Raw genomic sequence first — 22,576 nt, forward strand, 5'->3', positions numbered from 1 at the left:
CGCGCCGCCGAGCAGGTCCGCGATGCCCTGGTGGACACCGTGCGGACCCTGCCCACCCACCTGGTCCGGTCGCTGACCTGGGACCAGGGCGCCGAGATGGCCGCCCACGGCTCGTTCACCGTCGCCACCGGCATTCCGGTCTACTTCTGCGACCCGGCCAGCCCATGGCAGCGCGGGTCCAACGAGAACACCAACGGCCTGCTACGGCAGTACTTCCCCAAGGGCACCGACCTGTCCGCCCACGGCCCGGAACACCTCGCGGCTGTCGCCGCCGAGCTCAACGGCCGCCCACGCAAAACGCTCGGCTGGGAAACCCCAGCCGAGCGCCTGCATAAACTGCTCGCAGCTTGATCAACCAGCCACGTGTTGCAACGACCCCTGGAAACCACCACCCGGTCACGGGGGCGTCGGCGTTCCCGCTCCCTGGCGGTCCGTCTGCTCTGCCCGTTTCCGCAGGTCGGAGTCGTATAGCTGCCGCATAGGCCTCGGATAGGGGCTGCCCCGACGCTGGGTCGAGGCAAGTCTCCCGCCCCCGGGAGCCGATGAAGGGAGCAGACCGATGGACGCTGGCGACCGGCGAGCGGTCTTCGACGCCGGCGTCACGCATGTCTGGCACGGCACCACCGGCGGCCCGCTGGGCGCCGACGACCTCGCGGTGCTCTCGGCGGCCGAGCGGGACCGGGCCCGGCAGATGGCGGAGCAGCCCGGCCGGTACTACGCGGGCGCGCACGTCGCCGTCCGCCGGATCCTGGCCGGCTACCTGGACACCGAGCCCGCCGGACTGCGGATGGGGCGGCTGCGCTGCCCCGAGTGCGGCGGCACCGACCACGGTGCGCCCTGCGTGGTGTGGCCGCAGAGCGAGTTGAGCTACAGCCTCTCCCGCTCCGGCCCGCACTGGCTGCTGGGGATCACGCTGGGCCGCCAGCTCGGCGTGGACCTGGAGGCCGCCCTGACCTTCGTGGACGCCGAGCAGGTGGCGCCCATGGTGCTCTCCGCGAGCGAACTCGCGCACCTGCGCGCCCAGCCCGACGAGGACCGCCGGTTCGGTGAGTTCCTGCGCTGCTGGACCCGCAAGGAGGCCGTGCTCAAGGCCAGCGGCATCGGCCTGATGGCCGACGTGAGCGCGGTCGACGTGCAGCCGGCCCAGCCCGGCCCCGTGCTGGTCCGGCACTCCGCCGTGACCGGCCCCGGGGTCTGGGCGGTTACGGACCTGCAGATCGGCGGCGGCCGTTGGGCCGCCATCGCCCGCGAGCCCGCGGGCGCCGGCGAACTGGTGGTGCGCGCCTACACCCAGGGCGCCGCCACCGCGACCGCCGCCACCCCGAGCGGCCGCACCCCGGCCGGCCGCACCCCGAACGACCCGACAGCAGACGCGCACCCGGCGGCCCGGCGGACGCCCGTGCGCGCATCGTGACAACCGACCCGACCCACCAGATCTCTGAGTGAGCAGCACCGGAGAAGAGGAGATGGCCGTGCCGACCCCCGTCGAACGGACTGACCGTCATGCCCGACCCCACCACAGGCCGCCGCTGATCGAGCGGGTGACCGGCTGGTCCGCCAGGCACAGAAAAACCGCCCTGTTCGGCTGGCTCGCCTTCGTCGTGCTGGCGCTCGCCGTCGGCTCGGTGCTGGGCGGCAAGGGCCCGAAGAGCTACGACCCGGGCGAGTCCGGGGTGGCCCAGCGGATGATCGACCAGGCCGGCCCCAACTCCCGTCCCCCGGCGGAGAGCGTGCTGATCCAGGCCGGCGCGGGCAGTGCGGGCTTCGCCTCCGACACCGCGATGCGCGCGGCCGCCGGCGAGGTCGCCGCCGCGCTGCGGGCGCTGCCCGCCGACACCCTGACCAACGTCCAGGACCCGACCGAGCCGGCGAACAAGGGCCTGATCGCGGCCGACGGCCGTTCGGTGCTGGTCACCTTCCAGCTGGCCGGTTCGGGCTACGGCTGGGACAACGCGGACACCACGGTCGCGCAGGCCGAGCAGGCGGTGGCCAAGGTGGCCGCCGCGCACCCGCAGGTGAAGATCGTCGAGGCCGGTGACGCGAGCGTCAACCAGGCCGTCTCCAAGGCCACCGCGAAGGACTTCGCGCAGGCCGAGCAGACCTCGGTGCCGCTGACCCTGCTGGTGCTGCTGGTGGTCTTCGGTGCGCTGGTCGCGGCCGGCATCCCGGTGGTGCTGTCGATCACCGCGGTGGCGGCGGCGCTCGGGCTGATGCACCTGGCCGGCCGCTGGGTGCCGGTCAACAACTCGGCCGCCTCGGTGGTGCTGCTGGTCGGCATGGCCGTCGGCGTCGACTACTCGCTCTTCTACCTGCGCCGGGTCCGGGAGGAGCGGCTCGCCGGCCGCAGCCCGGAGCAGGCGCTGCGGATCACCGCGGCCACCTCGGGCCGGGCGGTGGCGGTCTCCGGCCTGACCGTGATGGTCTCGATGGCCGGGCTGCTGTTCACCGGGATCGACACCTTCACCGGGATGACGCTGGGCACCATCATGGTGGTGCTGCTGGCCGTGGTCGGCTCGCTGACCGCGCTGCCCGCCCTGCTCTCGATGCTCGGCAAGCGGATGGACGCCGGCCGGCTGCCCTGGCTGGGCCGTCGCCGGGCCGCCGCCCGCGACTCGCGGATGTGGGCCTCGCTGGTCGGTCAGGTCGTCAAGCGGCCGCTGGCCTGGGGCGGTGCGGTGCTGGCGCTGCTGCTGGTCGCCGCCGTGCCGGCACTGAACATGCGGCTGGCCGACCCGAGCCTGCAGGACGAACTGCCGCGCAGCGTCCCGGAGATCGCCAACATGGTGGCCATCCAGGACGCCTTCCCCGGCAGCCCCGCGCCGGCCATCGTGGTGGCCCGCGGCGCCGTGATCCACACCCCGCAGTTCGACCAGGCGGTCGCCGCCCTGCACCAGCAGGTCGCCGCCAGCGGCGGCGCGCTGCACGAGCCGGTGGCCGTGACGCCGGTCGGCGAGCCCGGCAACAACACCGTGGTGATCTACGTGCCGCTGGCCGGCAACACCAGTGACGCGCCAGCCGTGGCGGCCCTGAACACGCTGCGCCAGCAGGCCCTGCCGGCCAGCCTCGGCAAGGTCTCCGGCCTGAAGTACGCGGTGACCGGCGAGACCGCCGTCTCGGACTTCGCCGGTGCGGTGCGCAGCAGCATCCCGGTGGTCTTCGCCTTCGTGCTCGGCTTCGCCTTCCTGCTGCTGGTCGCGGCCTTCCGCTCGCTGGCGGTGCCGCTGGTCTCGATCCTGCTCAACCTGGTCTCGATCGGCGCCGCGTACGGCGTCATGACCTGGATCTTCCAGGACGGGCACGGCAGTTCGCTGATCGGCTTCCACCCCTACGGCGGCGTGATCAGCTGGCTCCCGCTCTTCATGTTCGTGATCCTCTTCGGCCTCTCGATGGACTACCACGTCTTCATCCTGAGCCGGATCCGCGAGCTGCACCTGCGCGGCGCGGACGGCCGACTGGCCGTCACCAAGGGCATCTCCGGCAGCGCGGGCGTGGTGACCAGCGCGGCGGTGGTCATGATCGCGGTCTTCTCGATCTTCGGCACGCTGTCGCTGGCCGACTACAAGATGCTCGGCGTCGGTATGGCCGTCGCGGTGCTGATCGACGCCACGCTGGTCCGCGGCATCCTGCTGCCCTCGGCGCTCGCGCTGCTCGGCGAGCGGGCCTGGACGCTGCCCGGCTGGCTGGCCTGGATGCCGAGCCTGTCGGTGGAGGGCGAGGTGGACGCCGAGGACCTCGCCGACGCCCCGGCCGCGGACGACACCGCGGACACCGCCACGGACACCGACCCGGACACCGCCGAGGAGTTCGCCGTGCCGGAGTACGACATCGCGGTCCTCGAGACCCAGCACGAGCCCGCTCGGGTCTGAGCCCCGAGCCCGGACATACCCCAAGGGCCCGCCGTGGCTGCCCCAGGCAGGCGGCGGGCCCTGCCGCTGATCCCGACCGGTTCCCGACCGATCCCCCCACCCTCCGCCGACCGCCCCGTTTGGACGAACCCTCAGGAGCACGCCGTGGCCGCACGCCACCTCATCTCTCTCGACGACCTCACCGATGCCGACCTGCACTCCGTGGTGGCCCGGGGGGCCGCCTTCGCGGACGGGCGGGGCGGGCCGGCGCGTCCGCTCGACGGGGCGGTCACCGGGATCTACTTCCGCAAGACCTCGACCCGGACCCGGACGGCCTTCTCCGCCGGGGCGCTGCGCCTGGGCGGGGCGATCGTCGGCTACGGCCCGGACGACCTCCAGCTGAACACCGGCGAGACCACCCAGGACACCGGGCAGGTCTTCTCCCGGATGCTGGACGTCCTGGTCGCCCGGACCGCGGGCGAGACCGCCGAACTGCGGGCCTGGGCCGACCAGGACCGGATGTCGGTGGTCAACGCGATGAGCGCCGACGAGCACCCCACCCAGGGCCTGACCGACCTGACCACGCTGCTGCGTCGGTTCGGGCGGATCGAGGGCCTGCGGGTGCTGTACGTCGGCGAGGGCAACAACACCGCGGCGGCCCTGGCGCTCGGCCTGATGCGGTTCGCCCGGGTCGAGTTGGAGCTGCGCACCCCGCCCGGGTTCGGCCTCGCCGAGGAGATCCGGGCCACGGCGCTGGCGCACGCGGCGCGGACCGGCGCCACCCTGGTCGAGCGGCACGACATGGCCGAACTGCCGCAGGACGTGGACGCCGTCTACACCTCGCGCTGGCAGACCACCGGCACCTCGAAGGGCGACCCGAACTGGCGCGAGGCGTTCGCGCCGTTCCAGGTCACCGCCGCGCTCTGGGAGCGGAGCCCGAAGGCCGCCTTCCTGCACGACCTGCCCGCCCACCGCGGCGAGGAGGTCACCGCCGAGGTGCTGGACGGTCCGGCCAGCATCGCCTTCGACCAGGCGGCCAACAAGATGTACAGCGCCATGGCGGTGCTGGAGTGGTGCCGCACCGGCGCGCTCTGCGACCTGAACGGGGAGGCGCTGCGATGACCACCGCCACGGTCGTGGCCCCGCCCGCGGCGCCGGCCGAACCGCTGCGCCGCAACCGGGACTTCCTGCTGCTCTGGATCGGCGCCGGTGTCTCGATGCTGGGCCTGCGGGCCGGCACCGTCGCCTACCCCCTGCTGGTCGTCTGGCAGGGCGGCTCGCCGGTCACCGCCGGTCTGGTGGGCTTCGCCGCCGTGCTGCCGCAGCTGCTGGTGCAGCTGCCGGCCGGGGTGGCGGTGGACCGCTTCGACCGGCGCCGGGTGATGCTGGGCTGCGACCTGGTCGGCCTGCTGGCCATGGGCTCGGTGGCCGCGATGGTGCTGCACGGCGGGCTCTGGCTGCCGCTGCTGATGGTGGCGGCCTTCGCCGAGGGCAGCGCGGCGCTGGTCTACCGGCTGGCCGAGCGGGCGGCGGTGCGCAACCTCGTCCCGCCGGACCAGCTCTCCTCCGCACTCGGCCAGAACGAGGCCCGCGGGCAGGCCGCCGGCCTGGTCGGTGGGCCGGCCGGCAGCGGGCTGTTCACCCTGGCGGGCTGGGCGCCGTTCGGCGTCGCGGCGCTGGCGCACCTGGTGGCGCTGGTGACCCTGATGCTGATCCGCAAGGACCTCCAGGAGACCCGGACCGTCGAGCCGCGGCGGCTGCGCACCGAGGTCGGCGAGGGGCTGGCCTGGGTCTGGCAGCAGCGGTTCATGCGGGCCGCGGTGGTGCTGATCGCGGGCAGCAACCTGCTCTTCCAGGTGCTGGCGCTGGCGCTGGTCCTGGTGGTGCGCCGGCACGGCGGCTCGCCGCTGACCATCGGGCTGGTCGGCATGGCCTCCGGCGTGGGCGGGGTGGCCGGGGCGCTGGCCGGGCCGCGGTGCATGCGCCGGGTGCCGATGTCGGTGCTGATCTGCGGCACCCTGGTGGCCTGGGCGCTGCTGGTGCTGCCGGTCGCCTTCACCAGTGCGCCGGTGCTGCTGGGCGCGCTCTTCGCGGGCATGAGCTTCGCGGGCGCGCTGGTCAACGTGGTGGCCGGGGTGCACCAGGTCCAGGTCACCCCCGACCAGTTGCAGGGGCGGGTGACCAGCGTCTTCGCGCTGGCGAGCTCGGGGATGAACTCGGCCGGGGCGCTGGCCGGCGGCGTGCTGCTGGCGGCGCTCGGCACCCGGACCACCGTGCTGGGGGTGGCGGCGGCGATGGCGGTGATGGCCGTCGCGGCGGTGCTCACCCCGGCGGTCAGGAGCAGCGGCACCGCGGCCTGACCGGAGGACGACCGGAGTCGGTCGAAGAGCTGACGGGCGGCCCGTCGGAGACGTCGAGGAGACGTGCTCCGGCGGGCCGTCGTCGTATGTCCGGGTCGTAGCGGTCGAAGAGCTTCCGTATAGACCCGCCCCCGAGGCTGGTCGCAACGCAGAGACCGGCCGGGGCCGCAGCGCCCTGCACCGGACCAGAACACGACTCGTGAAGTCTGAGGAGAACCCCATGTCCAGTGCACAGACCGCCACCGCGCCGTCCTTCCACGTGGTGCTCAACGACGAGGAGCAGTACTCGATCTGGTCCGCGGACCGCGAGCTGCCCGCCGGCTGGCGCGCCGAGGGCTTCACCGGCACCCGTGAGGAGTGCCTGGCGCACATCGCCGAGGTGTGGACCGACATGCGCCCGCTGAGCCTGCGCCGGCGGATGGAGCAGACCGCCGCCGCTGCCTGACCCACCCGGCACCACCCACCCGACACCACCCACCGGGCACCACCCACCCCCACCTCCCCACCACCCAGCACCTCGACCCCGCCCATCGGCAGCTGCCGACCGTATGAGGAGTACCTATGAAGTCCGAGTCGTGGTCGAACGGCTCAACCGGCGAGTTCACCCCCGTCCACGAGCTGGTCGCCCGCCAGGCGGCCGCCACGCCGGACCGGGTCGCCGTGGTCGACGGGCGGGTCGAGCTCAGCTACGCCCAGCTCGACGCGCGGGCCAACCGGCTCGCCCACTTCCTGCGGGCCGAGGGCGTGGGACCGGACCGGGTGGTCGGGATCTGCCTGCGCCGCAGCGCCGACCTGGTGGTCGCGCTGCTCGCGGTCTGGCGGGCGGGCGGTGCCTACCTGCCGCTCGACCCCGACCAGCCGTTCGCCCGGCTCGACTGGATCGTCAAGGACGGCGGCGCCTCGCTGGTGCTGACCGAGGACGCGGTGGCCGGGGTGTTCGCCAACGCGGGCGTGCCCGCGGTGGCGATCAGCGGCCTGGCCGAGCGGGTCGCCGACCTGCCCGCCACCGCCCCCGTCGCCGTGGCGGACCCCGCGGCGATCGCCTACGTCATCTACACCTCCGGCTCGACCGGCACGCCCAAGGGCGTCGTGGTCACCCAGGCCGGCATCGGCAACCGGGTCGGCTGGCTGCTCAGCGGTCCGGGCCTCGGCGCGGACGACCGGGTGCTGCAGAAGACCGCGCTGACCTTCGACGCGCACTGCTGGGAGGTCTTCGCCCCGCTGATCGCCGGTGGTGCGGTCGTGCTGGCCCCGGCCGGGGCCGAGCGCGACCCGGCCGTGCTGCTGCGGGCGGCGGCCGAGTACGGGGTCACCGTGCTCCAGGTGGTGCCCTCGGTGCTGCGGCTGCTGGTCGAGGAGCCGGGCTGGGCGGAGTGCGGCTCGCTGCGGCTGCTCTTCTCGGCCGGCGAGGCGCTGCACGCCGAGCTGGTGCAGCGGGTGCTGGGCCTGGTGGACGTCGAGGTGTGGAACACCTACGGCCCGACCGAGTGCTCCATCGACGTCACCGCGCACCGCTTCGACCGCGCCCAGCTGACCGGCCCGGTGCCGATCGGCCGGCCGCTGGAGAACATGCGGGTGCTGGTGGCCGACGCCAACGGCCGCCCGGTGCCGATCGGGGTCGCCGGCGAGCTGTGCGCCGGTGGCGTCGGCGTCGCCCGCGGCTACCTGGGTCGCCCGGACCTCACCGCCGACCGCTTCGTGCCGGACGCCTTCGCCAAGGACGGCTCCCGGCTCTACCGCACCGGCGACCGGGTGCGCTGGCGCAAGGACGGGGTGCTGGAGTACCTGGGTCGCGCCGACGACCAGGCCAAGGTCAACGGCGTGCGGATCGAGCCCGGCGAGGTCGAGTGCGCGCTGGTCGCCCACCCGGGCGTCGGCGGCGCCATCGTCACCACCTTCACCGCCCCCGACGGCGGCCTGCGCCTGGCGGCGTACGTGCAGACCCGGGGCGGCGACATCCTCGGCGAGCTGCGCGGCTTCCTGCGCGAGCGGCTGCCCGAGACCCACGTCCCGGCCACCTTCATCGAGGTCGAGGAGTTCCCGCTGACCTCCAGCGGCAAGGTCGACCGCAAGGCGCTGCCGGCCCCCGGCCTGGACGCCGGCGGCACCCGCACCGCCTACCGGGCGCCGCGCACCGAGACCGAGCAGCGGATCGCCGAGGTCTGGCAGGAGCTGCTGAAGGTCGAGCAGGTGGGCCTGGACAACGACTTCTTCCACCTCGGCGGCACCTCGCTGCAGCTGACCCGGCTCGCCAACCGGCTCGGCCGGCTCTTCGGCTGCGAGGTCAAGCTGCGGGCCCTGCTGGCCGCCAGCACCGTCGAGGCGCAGGCCCAGCTGATCGCCCCCGCGCGCACCGGTGCCACCGCCGCGATCGAGCCGGTCGCCGACCGCACCGCCGGCCTGCCGCTCTCCTTCGGCCAGCAGCGGCTCTGGTTCATGGACCGGATGAACCCGCAGAGCGCCGAGTGGGTCGCCGGCATGTTCCTGCGGCTGCCCGCGGACACCCCGGCCGCCCGGGTGGGCGGCGCGGTGGACGCGCTGGTCGCCCGGCACGAGGTGCTGCGCACCCGGTACGCGGTGGTCGACGGCGAGTCGCTCCAGTTCGTCCGGCCGCCCTTCCCGGTGGAGCTGCGCGAGCTGGACGTGGACCGGGCGGAGCTGACCGAGCTGCTCAGCGCGGAGTTCGCCCGCGGCTTCGACCTGGAGCACGGTCCGCTGCTGCGCGCCCTGCTGGCCCGGCTGCCCGGCGAGGAGCAGGTGCTGGTGCTGACGATGCACCACATCGTCACCGACGGCTGGTCCTCCGCGATCCTGGAGCGCGAGCTCACCGAGCTGCTCGCGGCCGCCGCCGAGGGGCGCGAGCCGCAGCTGCCTGAGCTGGCCGTCCAGTACGCCGACTACGCGAGCTGGCAGCGCGCGCAGCTCTCCGAGGAGCTGCTGGGGGGCGAACTCGCCCACTGGCGCGAGGTGCTGGCCGACCTCACCCCGCTGGCCCTGCCGACCGACCGGCCGCGCGCCGCGGTCCGCGACGGCCGGGGCTCGGCGGTCTTCTTCACCATCCCCGAGCAGACCGTCAGCCGGCTCACCTCGCTCGGCCGCGCGCACGGCGCGACCCCGTTCGCCACGCTGCTGACCGGCTTCGCCACGCTGCTCGCCCGCCAGGGCAACCAGTGGGACGTGCCGATCGGCACCCCGGTCGCCGGCCGGGACCGCGCCGAGGTGGAGAACGTCGTCGGCTTCTTCCTGAACAGCCTGGTGCTGCGCTGCGCGCTGGACGGCGGCCTCGGCTTCGCCGACGCGCTGGACCGGGTCAAGGCGGTCTGCCAGGACGCCTTCGGCCACCAGGACCTGCCCTTCGAGCGCCTGGTCGACGAGCTGGCGCCGGTCCGCGACCTCTCCCGCACCCCGCTCTACCAGGTCGCCTTCGACCTGCACGACGAGGAGTTCAACGGCGCCACCGAGCGGGCCGAGGACCAGGACACGCTGGCCGCCCTCTGGGGCCTGGCCCACACCGACCTCACCCTCTACCTGCGCCGCAGCGCCGACGGCACGATGTCCGGCCAGCTGGAGTACGCCACCGCGCTCTTCGACCAGGCCACCATCCAGGCGCTGGCCGACCGCTTCGTCCGGCTGCTCACCGCGGTCGCCGCGGACCCGCAGCTGGCGCTCGGCGAGATCGACCTGCTGCCCGCCGCGGAGCGCGCCACGCTGCTCGAGGAGTTCGCCGTCAACCCGGGCGACCCGGTCGAGCTGACCACCCTCCAGCGCTTCGAGCAGCAGGCCGCCCGCACCCCCGAGCGGGTCGCGGTGGCCGAGGACGGCCGGCAGACCAGCTACGCCGAACTGGACGCCCGGGCCAACCGCCTGGCGCACCACCTGCGCGGGCTCGGGGTCGTCGAGGAGTCCGAGGTCGGCGTGCTGCTGGACCGGGGTGCGGACCTGCTGGTCGCGCTGCTCGCGGTCTGGAAGGCCGGCGCCGCGTACGTGCCGATGGACCCGAGCTGGCCGGCCGGTCGCGTCGCGACCATGGCCACCGACGCCCAGGCGCCCGTGGTGCTCACCCGGACCGACTACGCCGATCGCTTCGCGAGCCGTTTCGCCGGCCCGGTGGTGCGCATCGACGCCGTGGCCGAGCAGCTGGCCCTGCTGCCCGCCACCGCCCCGCAGCTGACGGCCGACCTGGACCGCCTGGCCTACGTGATCTACACCTCCGGTTCGACCGGCAAGCCCAAGGGCGTCGCCGTGCCGCACCGCGGCCTGGCCAACCACCTGCAGTGGGCGGTCGCCGAGCTGGCCGCGCGGGGCACCGGCGGTGGCGCGGTCTTCTCCTCCGTCGCCTTCGACCTGGTGGTGCCCAACCTGTGGGCGCCGCTGCTCTGCGGCCAGCGGGTGACCATGCTGCCGCAGGACCTGGACCTCTCCGAGCTCGGTGCGCGCCTGGTCGCCGCCGGACCGTTCAGCTTCCTCAAGCTGACCCCCGGGCACCTGGAGATCCTCTCCCGCCAGGTGACGCCGGAGCAGGCCGCCGCGCTGGCCGGTGTGGTGGTCGTCGCCGGCGAGGCCCTGTCGGGCACGCTGGCCGAGCAGTGGGCCCAGTGGCTGGGCGACGGCCGGCTGGTCAACGAGTACGGACCGACCGAGGCCTCCGTCGGCACCTCGATCCACCCGGTGCACCGCGGTCGCGGAGCGGGCGTCGTGCCGATCGGCAGCCCGCTGCCCAACCTGACCATGTACGTCCTCGACCAGGGCCTGCGCCCGCTGCCCGTCGGCGCGATCGGCGAGCTGTACGTCGGCGGCATCAGCGTCGCCCGCGGCTACGCCGACCAGCCGCGGCTGACGGCCGAGCGCTTCCTGCCCGACTCGTTCGGCACCCCGGGCAGCCGGCTCTACCGCACCGGCGACCTGGCCCGCTGGCTGCCCGAAGGGGCGGTCGAGTTCCTCGGCCGGATCGACAACCAGGTGAAGATCCGCGGCTACCGGATCGAGCCCGGCGAGGCGCAGGCCGCGCTGGTCCGCCACCCGGACGTCGCCGAGGCCGTGGTCGTCGCCCTGGTCACCGAGACCGCGGGCCAGGCGGCCGACGCCCGACTGGCCGCCTACGTCGTCCCCGCGGCCGGTGCCACGGTCACCGCCGCCGAACTGTCGGCGCACTGCGCCGAGTACCTGCCCGGCTACCTGGTGCCGAGCAGCTTCACCCCGCTGGCCGCCCTGCCGCTGAACGCCAACGGCAAGGTCGACCGGGCCGCGCTGCCGGCGCCGGAGGAGGTGCGCGAGGAGGAGCGGACCGCCCCGCGCAACGTCGTGGAGGAGCGGATCGCCGAGATCTGGCTCGACCTGCTCGGCACCGAGCTGGGCGTGCACGACGACTTCTTCAAGTCCGGTGGCAACTCGATCATGGCGATCAAGCTGATCGCCCAGATCCAGGCCGAGTACGAGATCTCGCTGCCCGTCCGGGCCATCTTCGAGGGCCCCACGATCGCCGAGATGGCCGAGGCCGTCGAGGCCGCGATCACCGCCGAGATCGACCAGCTGACCGACTCCGAGCTGATGGAGGAGCAGAGCGCATGAGCACCGCCGAGAACGAGACCGTGAACGCCGCCGCCGCGGCCGCCGCCCGCCGCGCCGAGCTGCTGCGCAGCCGCCTGGCCGGCCGCAAGGGCGCCGGCAAGGCGCCCGCCGGGATCGGCCGCGCCGACCGCAGCGGTGCCCTGGCCCTGTCCGCCGGACAGCAGCAGATGTGGTTCCTGAACCGCCTCGACCCCGAGAGCGCCGAGTACCTGGTGCCGCTGGTGCTGCGGCTGCGCGGCACGCTGGACGCGGCCGCCCTGGAGCGGGCCTGGAACGGGGTGCTGGAGAGACACGAGATCCTGCGCACCCGGTACGCCCTGCAGGGCACCGAGCCGGTCCAGCTGATCGACGAGGCCGCCCCGGTCGAGCTGCCGCTGGTCGACCTGAGCGGCACGGCCGACGCCGAGTCGCAGGTCACCGCGCTGGTCGAGCAGGAGGCCCGCACCCCCTTCGACCTCGCCACCGACCGCCCGGTCCGGGCCCGCCTGTTCCGGCTGGCCGACGACCACCACGTGCTGGCCGTGGTCTTCCACCACATCGCCTGCGACGCCTGGTCGGTGAAGGTCTTCGGCGGCGAGCTCGGCGCCCTTTACACCGCCGCGGTGCAGGGCGGCCCCGCCCCGCTCGCCCCGCTGGAGCTGCAGTACGCCGACTACGCCGCCTGGCAGCGCGAGCAGCTCGCCGGGACCGGTCTGGAGCGCCAGCTCGGCTACTGGCGCGAGCGGCTGAGCGGCAGCCTGCCCACCGAGCTGCCCACCGACCGCCCCCGCCCCGAGCACCGCGACCCGGCCGGCGCCGAGGTCCCGCTGGCCTTCTCGGCCGACCTCGCCGCCCGGGTGCGCGAGCTGGCCACCGCCCACGGCACCACGCCGTTCGCGGTGCTGCTGACCGCCTTCCAGGTGCTGATCGCCCGCTACAGCGGCCGGCCGGACGTCAACGTCGGCACGGTGGTCTCCGGACGCACCCGTCCCGAGCTCCAGCAGCTCATCGGCTACGGCATCAACACCCTGGTGCTGCGCGCCGCCTGGGCCGGCGACCCGGGCTTCGGCGCGCTGCTCGACCAGGCCCGCACCACCGTGCTGGACGCCTTCGACCACCAGGAGGTGCCCTTCGCCCGCCTGGTCGACGAGCTCCAGCCCGAGCGCGACCCCTCCCGCACCCCGCTGCACCAGGTCGCGCTGACCTGGCACGAGGAGCGCCACGACGCGATCTCGCTGCCCGGCGTCCGGGTCGAGACCTTCGAGTGGCAGGACACCATCGCCAAGTACGACCTGCTGCTGCAGGTCGAGGAGCGCACCGACGGCACCCTCGGCGGCCGCCTGCAGTACGCCACCGCGCTGTTCGACGCGAGCACCGCGACCCGGCTGGCGGCCCACCTGGCGGCCCTGCTGGAGCACGCCACCACGGACCCGGCGCTGCCGGTCTCCCGGCTGGAGATCCTCGGCGCCGCCGAGCTCGGCGTGCTGACCGGCGCCCTCGACGGGCACCGCGCCACTGCGCCGGTGCAGCAGACGCTGCACCAGGTCTTCGAGGAGTGGGCGGCCCGCACCCCGCAGGCCGTCGCGGTGGTCGCGGACGGCCGGCAGCTCACCTTCGCCGAGGTCAACGAGCAGGCCAACCGGCTGGCGCACCACCTGCGCAGCCTGGGGGTCGGCCCGGAGAGCCTGGTCGGCGTCTGCCTGGAGCGCGGCCCGGAGCTGGTGCCGATGCTGCTCGGCGTGCTCAAGTCCGGCGCAGGCTACCTGCCGCTGGACCCGGCCAACCCGAGCGACCGGCTCGGCTACGTGCTGGCGGACTCCGGCGCCGCGGTCGCCGTGGTGCACGCCGCCACCCGCCCGCTGCTGGCGGAGGTCTTCACCGGCGAACTGCTGGACGCCGCCCGCTTCACCGAGGCCGGCGAGTCCACCGACGGCACCGGCGCCGACCCGGTCACCAACCCCGAGCCGCTGGCCGGCCCGCAGAACACCGTCTACGTCATCTACACCTCCGGCTCCACCGGCAAGCCCAAGGGCGTGGTGCTCTCGCACGCCAACGTGCTGCGGCTGTTCGACACCACCCGCCCGCAGTTCGGCTTCGGCCCGGCGGACGTGTGGACGATGTTCCACAGCTACGCCTTCGACTTCTCGGTCTGGGAGATCTGGGGCGCCGTGCTGCACGGCGGCCGGGTGGTCATCGTGCCGAGCCTGACCGCGCGGGACCCGGAGCTCTTCCTGGACCTGCTGGTCGAGCAGGGCGTCACGGTGCTGAACCAGACGCCCTCCGCCTTCGCCCAGCTGATCCGGGTCGACGGCCTGCGCCCCGAGCCCGCCGCGCTGTCGCTGCGCACCGTGGTCTTCGGCGGCGAGGCGCTGGACTTCGCCGCGCTGCGCGAGTGGGTCGCGCGCCGCGGACTGGACACGCCCGAGCTGATCAACATGTACGGGATCACCGAGACCACCGTGCACACGACCCACCACCGGGTCGGCGCGGCGGACCTGGCGGCCGGCGCGGGCAACGCGATCGGCCACCCGCTCGGCGACCTCGGCAGCTACCTGCTCGACGAGCACGGCCAGTTGGCCCCGATCGGGGTGCCCGGCGAGATCCACGTCGCCGGCCCCGGCGTGGCGCGCGGCTACCTGAACCGTCCGGAGCTGACCGCCGAGCGCTTCGTGCCCGACCCGTGGGGCCCGGCCGGCTCCCGCCTGTACCGCAGCGGCGACCTGGCCCGGCGCCGCCCCGACGGCAGCCTGGAGTTCCTCGGCCGGATCGACTCCCAGGTGAAGATCCGCGGCTACCGGATCGAGCTCGGCGAGATCGCCAAGGTGCTCCAGGAGCACCCGGGCGTCGCCGACGCGGTGGTGGTCGCCCGCCAGGACACCCCCGGCGACAAGCGCCTGGTGGCCTACCTGGTGCCGGCCGGCGAGGCGCTGCCCACCGGTGGCGAGCTGGCCGGCCACTGCGCCGCCGTGCTGCCCGGCTACATGGTCCCGGCCGCCTTCGTCGCGCTGGACCGCATCCCGCTCACCGTCAACGGCAAGCTCGACCAGCGCGCCCTGCCGGCCCCCGACCAGGAGGCCCTGGGCACCGCCGCGGCCTACGTCGCGCCGCGCACCCCGGTCGAGGAGCAGGTCGCCGCGGTCTGGCGCGAGGTGCTCGCGGTCGAGCGGGTCGGCGTCGAGGACGGCTTCTTCGAGCTCGGCGGCGACTCCATCAAGGCCGTCGCCCTGGTCGGGGCGCTCCGCGAGAGCGGCTTCGACCTGGCCGTGCGCGACGTCTTCGAGCACCGCACCGTGGCCGGGCTGAGCGAGCTGATCACCGGCCGTCCGGTCACCGACCGGGTCCTGGCCACCGTCGAGCCGTTCGCGCTGATCTCCGCGGAGGACCGCGCCCTGCTGCCGGCGGGCGTCACCGACGCCTACCCGCTCTCCCAGGTGCAGCTCGGCATGGTGGTCGAGATGCTGGCCGACGAGGGCCAGAACAACTACCACAACGTCAGCACCGGCCGGATCAAGGACGAGCAGCCCTTCGACCACGCGGCCTTCGAGGCGGCCGTCCGCTTCGTCACCGCGCGGCACGAGATGCTGCGCACCTCGATCCACCTGGGCGGCTACTCCCGCCCGATGCAGCTGGTGCACGCCGCCGCCGAGGTCTCGGCCGGCTGCAGCGACCTGCGGGGCCTGGCCCCCGAGCAGGTGCTGGCCGAGCTGCGCGCCTTCACCACCCGCGAGCGCGCCAACCTGTTCGACCTGACCGTGCCCTCGCTGATGCGCTTCCACGCCCACGTCACCGACCACGGCTGGTGGATCTCGGTCACCGAGTGCCACCCGATCATGGAGGGCTGGAGCCAGCACTCCCTGCTGATGGAGATCCTGCGCGGCTACGGCCGGATCCGCGACGGCCTCGCGCCGCAGTGCCCCGAGGCCCCCGACGCCCGGTTCGCCGACTTCATCGCGGGCGAGCTGGAGTCGCTGGCCGACGAGGACGACCGCGGCTACTGGCGGGGCATCGTGCAGGGCCGCGCCCGGTTCATGCTCCCCACCGGCTGGGGCGAGGCCGACCCGGTCCGCCACACCGTGCAGGCCGGCACCGACCTGCGCGACCTGGAGCCGGCGCTGCGGGCGCTCGCGACCAAGGCGAAGGCCTCCTTCAAGAGCGTGGTCATCGCCGCGCACCTGAAGGTGCTCAGCCAGCTCACCGAGGAGCAGAGCTTCCACACCGGCCTGGTCTGCGACGCCCGCCCCGAACTGCTCGGCGCCGACCGCGTGCTCGGCATGTACCTCAACACGCTGCCGTTCGCGATGGACCGCACCGCGCGCACCTGGCGCGAGCTGGTCGCGCAGACCTTCGCCCACGAGGTCGGCCTGTGGCCGCACCGGCGCTACCCGCTGCCCGCGATCCAGCGCGAGTTCGGCGGCGCCGAGCGGCTGATGGAGGTCTACTTCAACTACCAGGACTTCCACCAGATCGACGGCGACCTGCTCGACCAGGAGACCGAGGCGATCGACGACAGCCCGACCGAGTTCCCGCTCACCGTCGCCTCCCGGGCCGGCCACATCATCCTCACCGCCAACCCGCGCTGCATCAGCCCCGCCAACCTGGAGCGGATGGCCGGGATGTACCGGGCCGTGCTGGAGGCGATGGTCGCCGACCCCGAGGGCGACGCCACCGCGATCCTGCTGCCGCCCGCCGAGCACGCGCTGCTCACCGGCACCGCCGCCGAGCCGGCGACCCCGGTCGAGGCCTGCGTCCACCAGCTCTTCGAGCAGCAGGTCGCCCGCACCCCCGACGCGATCGCGGTCACCGCGGGCGCGGTCTCGCTCAGCTACGCCGAGGTCAACGAGCGGGCCAACCGCCTGGCGCACCACCTGCGCGAGCTCGGGGTCGGCCCCGAGGACCTGGTCGGCATGTGCCTGGAGCGCGGCGAGCTGCTGCTGCCGACGCTGCTGGGCATCCTCAAGTCCGGTGCGGGCTACCTGCCGCTGGACCCGGCGCACCCGAGCGACCGGCTCGGCTACGCGCTGGCCGACTCCGGCGCCAAGGTCGCGGTGGTCTCGGCGAGCACCATGCCGGTGCTGGCGGACGTCTACGCCGGCACCTTCGTGGAGCTCGACCGCGACGCCGAGCGGATCGCCGCCCGCCCGGCGGTGAACCCGGAGCCGGTCTCCACCCCCGACGACGTGATCTACGTGATCTACACCTCGGGCTCCACCGGCAAGCCCAAGGGCTGCGTGCTCACCCACACCAACGTGGTCCGCCTGATGACCACGGCCCACGAGCACTACGCCTTCGACGAGCGGGACGTCTTCTCGATGTTCCACTCCTACGCCTTCGACGTCTCGGTCTTCGAGATGTGGGGCGCGCTGCTCTTCGGCGGCCGGGTGGTCGTGGTGCCGCAGGCCGTCACCCGCTCGCCGGAGGACTTCCTGGACCTGCTGGTCGCCGAGGGCGTCACCGTCCTGTCGCAGACCCCGACGGCCTTCCGCTCGCTGGTCTCCTTCGCGGTCGAGCGGGACGCGCGGCTGGGCAAGCTGGAGCTGCGCGCGGTGGTCTTCGCGGGCGAGAAGCTGGAGGTGCCCGAACTGCGGCCGTGGGTCGACCTGATGGGCCTGGACCGGCCCCAGCTGATCAACATGTACGGCATCACCGAGACGACCGTGCACTCGACCTTCTACCGCATCGAGGAGGCGGACCTTGACCCGCTGGCGGGCAATCGGGTGGGTCGCCCGCTCAGTGATCTTCGCATCCATCTGCTGGACCGCGCGGGCCACTTGGTGCCGATCGGGGTCCCGGGCGAGATCCACGTCGCGGGCCCGGGCGTGGCGCGGCTCTACCTCGGCCGCCCGGAGCTGACCGCCGAGCGCTTCGTGCCGGACCCGTGGGGCCCGGCCGGCTCCCGCCTCTACAGGAGCGGTGACCTGGCCCGGCGCCGGCCGGACGGCGAGCTGGAGTTCCTCGGCCGGATCGACACCCAGGTGAAGATCCGCGGCTACCGGATCGAGCTCGGCGAGATCGCCGGCGTCATGCTGGAGCACCCGGGCATCCGCCAGGCCGTCGTGGTGGTCCACGACGAGCGCCTGGTCGGCTACCTGGTGCCGGTCGGCGACCAGGCCCCGTCGGTGACCGAGCTGCGGGCGCTGCTGGCCCGCTCGCTGCCCGAGTACATGGTCCCGGCCGCCTTCGTCACCCTGGAGGCGATGCCGCTGACCGTCAACGGCAAGTTCGACAAGGCCGCGCTGCCCGCCCCCGACCGGAGCGCGCAGCGGGCGGAGTCCGAGTACGTCGCCCCGCGCACGCCCGTCGAGGAGCAGATCGCCGCGATCTGGCGGCAGGAGCTCGGGGTCGAGCGGGTCGGCGTCGAGGACGGCTTCTTCGAGCTCGACGGCGACTCGATCCGGGCCGTCGCGCTGGTCGGCGCGCTGCGCAAGGCCGGTTTCGACCTCACCGTGCAGGACGTCTTCGCCCGGCGCACCGTCGCCGGCCTGAGCGAGCTGATCACCGGCCGCCCGGCCCCCGCCGAGCCGGTCACCGGGGTCGCGCCGTTCGCCCTGATCGACGCGGCGGACCGGGCCAAGGTCCCGGCGGACGTGGTCGACGCCTACCCGGCGACCCAGGTGCAGCTCGGCATGCTGGTCGAGATGCTCTCCGGCAGCGACGCCGCCTACCACCAGTGCGTCTCCTACGCGGTCCGCGACGAGCAGCCGTTCGACGAGGGCGCGCTGCGCGCCGCCGTCGCCGAGCTGACCCGCCGCCACGAGACCCTGCGCACCTCCTTCGACCTGGTCGGCTACAGCACCCCGCTGCAGCTGGTGCACGCCGAGCTGACCGTGCCGGTCACCGTGCACGACCTGCGCCCGCTGGACGAGGCGGGGCGCCGCCGGGCGATGGAGGACTTCTTCGCCGCCGAGCGCGCCGAGCTCTTCGACCCGGCCACCCCGCCGCTGCTGCGCGTCGCGGTGCACCTGGCGGAGCCCGGCGGCTGGCGCCTGGCCTTCACCCAGCCGCACGCGCTGACCCAGGGCTGGGGCCAGTTCGCCCTGCTCACCGAGCTGGTCGAGGTGTACCGCAGCCACCGCGCCGGCGAGCGGCCGGCCGAGCACCAGGCACCCGCGGTGCGGTTCGCCGACTTTGTCGCCGGCGAGCTGGAGTCGCTCGACTCCGAGGCGGACCGCGGCTACTGGCGCGGCATCGTGGAGCAGCACGCCGCGGTCACCGTGCCGGCGGGCTGGGGCGAGGCCGGGCCGGGCCGGCTGCACGTCAGCCAGGTGCCGCTGGGCGACCTGGAGCAGCCGCTGCGCGCCTTCGCGGCCAAGGCCAAGGTCTCGGTGAAGAGCGTGCTGCTGGCCGCCCACCTCAAGGTGATGGGCCAGCTGACCGAGGACGCCGACTTCCACGTCGGCCTGGTCTGCGACTCGCGCCCCGAGGCGGTGGGCGCCGACCGGGTGCAGGGCATGTACCTCAACACCCTGCCGTTCGCGGCCGGCCGGACCGCGCGGACCTGGCGCGAGCTGGTCGAGCAGGTCTTCGCCCGCGAGGTCGAGCTCTGGTCGCACCGCCGCTACCCGCTGCAGGCGATCCAGCGCGAGGTGGCCGGCGGCCGCCGGCTGATCGACGTGATCTTCAACTACCACGACTTCCGCGGCTTCGACAGCGCGGACATCGACGCGGCGGCCTCCGTCGGCGAGGGCAGCACCGAGTTCGCGCTCAGCGTCGCCACCGGCGGCGCCGGGCTCAACCTCACCGCCGACACCCGGGTGCTCAGCCCGGCCAACGGCGCCCGGCTGGCCGCGATGTACCGGGCCGTGCTGGAGGCGATGGCCGCCGACCCGCAGGGCGACGCCCGTGCCGCCCGGCTGGCGCCGCAGGACGAGCAGCTGCTGGCCGCCTGGACCGCCACCGAGCGGGAGCAGAGCTGGCTGATGGCGGAGGCCGAGTTCGAGCGGCACGCCGCGCTGACCCCGGACCGGGTGGCGATCACCGCCGACGGGGTGCGGCTGAGCTACCGCGAGGTCAACGAGCGGGCCAACCGGCTCGCCCACCACCTGCGCGAGCTGGGCGTCGGGCCGGACACCCTGGTCGGCATCTGCGCCGACCGCTCGCCGGCCACCGTCACCGCGGTGCTGGCCGTGCTCAAGGCGGGCGGCGCCTACCTGCCGCTCGACCCGGAGTACCCGGCCGAGCGCCTGGGCTACATGGCCCAGGACGCGGAGATCGCCGTCCTGCTGACCGAGACCCACCGGATGGCGCCGCTGCTGGCCGCCGCCCCGGGCCTGGCCGCGGTGCCGGTGCTGCTGGACCGCCCCGAGGAGTGGTCGCACCTGCCGGTCACCGACCCGGCCCCGCTGGCCGAGGCCGACGACCTGGCCTACGTCATCTACACCTCGGGCTCCACCGGCCGCCCCAAGGGCGTCCTGGTGCACCGGCGCGGCATGGCCAACCACCTGCTCGCGAAGATCGACGACCTGGGCATCACGGCCGCCGACTCGGTGGTGCAGAACGCCTCGATGGCCTTCGACATCTCGGTGTGGCAGATGCTCTCCACCCTGGTGGTCGGCGGTTCGGTGCGGGTGGTCGGCGCCGACACCGCGGTCAACCCGCTGGAGCTGATCCCGCGGGTGGACGCCGAGCGGGTGACCGTCCTGGAGGTGGTCCCCTCGCTGCTCCGGGCGGCGCTGGACGCCTGGGACGCGGGCGCGCTGGACGCCCGGCTGCCGCACCTGCGGCACCTGGTGGTCACCGGCGAGGCGCTGCCGCCGGACCTGTGCACGCGCTGGTTCGCCCGGTTCCCGCAGGTGAAGATGGTCAACGCCTACGGCCCGACCGAGTGCTCGGACGACGTCACCCACGCGGTGCTGCGCGCCGGGGACCCGATCGGCGAGGCGCGGGTGACCATCGGCAAGTCCGTCCGCAACACCCAGCTGCGGGTGCTGGACGCGGTGATGGAGCCGGTGCCGGTCGGCGTGGCCGGCGAGCTGTACGTCGGCGGCGTGGGCGTGGCCCGCGGCTACGGCGGGCGGCCCGAGCTGACCGCCGAGCGCTTCGTGCCGGACCCGTGGGGCCCGGCCGGCACCCGGCTCTACCGGACCGGCGACGTGGTGGCCTGGAACGACGAGGGCGGCCTGGAGTTCCTCGGCCGGGTCGACCACCAGGTCAAGATCCGCGGCGTGCGGATCGAACTCGGCGAGATCGAGGCCGCGTTGACCCGCCTGCCGTACATCGCCGAGGCGGTCGCCGCGGTCCGCGAGGACCCGCACGGCCACCAGCGGCTGATCGGCTACCTGGTCCCGGTGGGCGGCCGGCCGGCGCCGGCCCGGGAGCTGCGCGAGCTGCTCGCCCAGGAGCTGCCGGACACGATGATCCCGCAGGTCTTCGTGGAGCTCGACACCATCCCGCTGACCGCCAACGGCAAGGTCGACCGCAACATCCTGCCCGACCCCGAGGTGTGGACCACGGCCGACCACGCGTACGTCGCCCCGCGCACCGCCACCGAGCAGCAGCTGGCCGCGATCTGGGCCGAGGTGCTCGGCGTGCCGCAGGTGGGCACCGAGGACAGCTTCTTCCGCCTCGGCGGCGACTCGATCCTGGTGATCGCGGTGATGGCCGCCGCCCGGCGGGCCGAACTGCCGCTGACCCTGTTCATGCTCTACCAGCACGACACCCTGGGCCAGTTGGCCGCCGCGCTGGACCTGGCGGCGGGCACCGCCCCGCGGGCCTACGACAGTGCGGGCCCGCTGCCCGCGCCGGCCGCCGTCGACCGCGCCGCGCTCTCGCTGGACTCCCTGCTGGGCGTGCTGGCGGCGAACGAGGTGCCGGGCGCCAGCATCGCGGTGGTGGAGAACGGCGAGCTGGTCGCGCTGAAGACGCTGGGCACCCTGGCGGCCGGCAGCGCCGAGCCGATCACCCACGACACGCTGTTCCAGGTCGGCTCCTGGGGCAAGCACGTCACCGCGTTCGCGGTGCTGCGGCTGGTCCAGCAGGGCCTGATCGACCTGGACACGGACGTCAACAGCTACCTGAGCTCGTGGCGGCTGCCCGGCACCGTGACGGTGACGGTCCGCCAGCTGCTCAGCCACACCGCCGGGCTGACCCAGACCCCGCGCCGCGGCGTGCGGCGCGGGCAGCGGGTGGCCACCCCGGTCGAGCTGCTGCGCGGCGAGGTCCAGCCGGCCACCGGGCCGGTGCGCCAGGAGCAGGCCGGTACCTTCCGGCAGTCCAACGCGCACTACACGGTGCTGGAGCAGATGCTCACCGACCTGACCGGCGAGGAGTTCGGGCAGCTGGTGGAGCGCCTGGTCTTCGCGCCGCTGGGCATGCGGCACAGCAGCTTCGACCAGTACTACCCACAGCTCGCCGGGCTGCCGGTCGCGCTCGGGCACGACGAGCTGGGCCAGGGCATCGAGGGCGGCTGGCTGCTGCACCCGGAGCGGTCCGCGGCCGGCCTGTGGAGCACCGCGGCCGACCTGGCCAAGCTGGAGCTGGAGATCCGGCGCAGCTACCTGGGCCGTCCGCTGGCGCTGCTCGACCGCGAGCTGGCCGAGCAACTGCTGACCCCGCACAGCACCAGCTTCTTCGGCCTCGGCACCATCGTCGACAACAGCGGCCCGGACGTGGAGTTCGGCCACGGCGGCTCGCCCGGCGGCTACCAGGCGGTGTCGATGTTCACCGTGCACGGCGGCACCGGCCTGGTGGTGCTCACCAACGGTGAGTCCAGCGCCGAGGTGGTCAAGGCCGCCTCGGCGGCGCTGAAGCCCGGCGCCGGCCCGGACACCCGCCTGACGGACTGGCGGTGACGCCCTGACGAGCGCCTGACGAACCGTCCCCGTCGAA

8 protein-coding genes are annotated in these 22,576 nt (G+C 74.1%); all 8 read left to right on the plus strand.

Features of this window, described 5'->3' with window-relative positions; genetic code table 11:
* Positions 1-351: IS30 family transposase (locus ACQRUO_RS10480; protein ID WP_428315512.1), on the plus strand; the 351-nt coding region annotated here is incomplete at its 5' end.
* Positions 352-559: 208 nt separating this feature from the next.
* Positions 560-1,414, plus strand: a complete 855-nt coding sequence (locus ACQRUO_RS10485) for a 4'-phosphopantetheinyl transferase family protein (RefSeq protein ID WP_428315513.1) — start codon at positions 560-562, stop codon at positions 1,412-1,414.
* A 127-nt stretch (positions 1,415-1,541) separates the two neighbouring features.
* Complete coding sequence (locus tag ACQRUO_RS10490) at positions 1,542-3,866, plus strand: MMPL family transporter (protein ID WP_428315514.1); 2,325 nt, start codon at positions 1,542-1,544, stop codon at positions 3,864-3,866.
* Between the two features lie 144 nt (positions 3,867-4,010).
* Positions 4,011-4,967, plus strand: a complete 957-nt coding sequence (locus ACQRUO_RS10495) for an ornithine carbamoyltransferase (RefSeq protein WP_428315515.1) — start codon at positions 4,011-4,013, stop codon at positions 4,965-4,967.
* Positions 4,964-6,205, plus strand: coding sequence for an MFS transporter (locus ACQRUO_RS10500; protein ID WP_428315516.1), 1,242 nt, complete (start codon positions 4,964-4,966; stop codon positions 6,203-6,205). The genes ACQRUO_RS10495 and ACQRUO_RS10500 overlap by 4 nt, the downstream gene beginning before the upstream one ends.
* A 220-nt stretch (positions 6,206-6,425) precedes the next feature.
* Entirely contained in the window at positions 6,426-6,650 is a 225-nt protein-coding gene (locus tag ACQRUO_RS10505; protein ID WP_428315517.1) for an MbtH family protein, read from the plus strand.
* A 116-nt stretch (positions 6,651-6,766) separates the two neighbouring features.
* A complete protein-coding gene (locus ACQRUO_RS10510) occupies positions 6,767-11,773 on the plus strand; it encodes an amino acid adenylation domain-containing protein (protein WP_428315518.1) in 5,007 nt (1,668 codons plus the stop codon).
* Positions 11,770-22,539 carry an amino acid adenylation domain-containing protein gene (locus tag ACQRUO_RS10515; protein WP_428315519.1) on the plus strand — a complete coding sequence of 3,590 codons (10,770 nt, stop codon included), beginning with the start codon at positions 11,770-11,772 and terminating at the stop codon, positions 22,537-22,539. The genes ACQRUO_RS10510 and ACQRUO_RS10515 overlap by 4 nt, the downstream gene beginning before the upstream one ends.
* The last annotated feature ends 37 nt before the right edge of the window (positions 22,540-22,576 follow it).

The organism is Kitasatospora sp. LaBMicrA B282, from assembly GCF_050325825.1.
Classification (GTDB): Bacteria; Actinomycetota; Actinomycetes; order Streptomycetales; family Streptomycetaceae; genus Kitasatospora.

Excerpts from the sequence above, each read along its gene's own strand:
- ACQRUO_RS10510 (WP_428315518.1), top strand. The coding sequence starts at position 6,767 with ATGAAGTCCGAGTCGTGGTCGAACGGCTCAACCGGCGAGTTCACCCCC.
- ACQRUO_RS10485 (WP_428315513.1), top strand. The coding sequence starts at position 560 with ATGGACGCTGGCGACCGGCGAGCGGTCTTCGACGCCGGCGTCACGCAT.
- ACQRUO_RS10500 (WP_428315516.1), top strand. The coding sequence starts at position 4,964 with ATGACCACCGCCACGGTCGTGGCCCCGCCCGCGGCGCCGGCCGAACCG.
- ACQRUO_RS10515 (WP_428315519.1), top strand. The coding sequence starts at position 11,770 with ATGAGCACCGCCGAGAACGAGACCGTGAACGCCGCCGCCGCGGCCGCC.
- ACQRUO_RS10505 (WP_428315517.1), top strand. The coding sequence starts at position 6,426 with ATGTCCAGTGCACAGACCGCCACCGCGCCGTCCTTCCACGTGGTGCTC.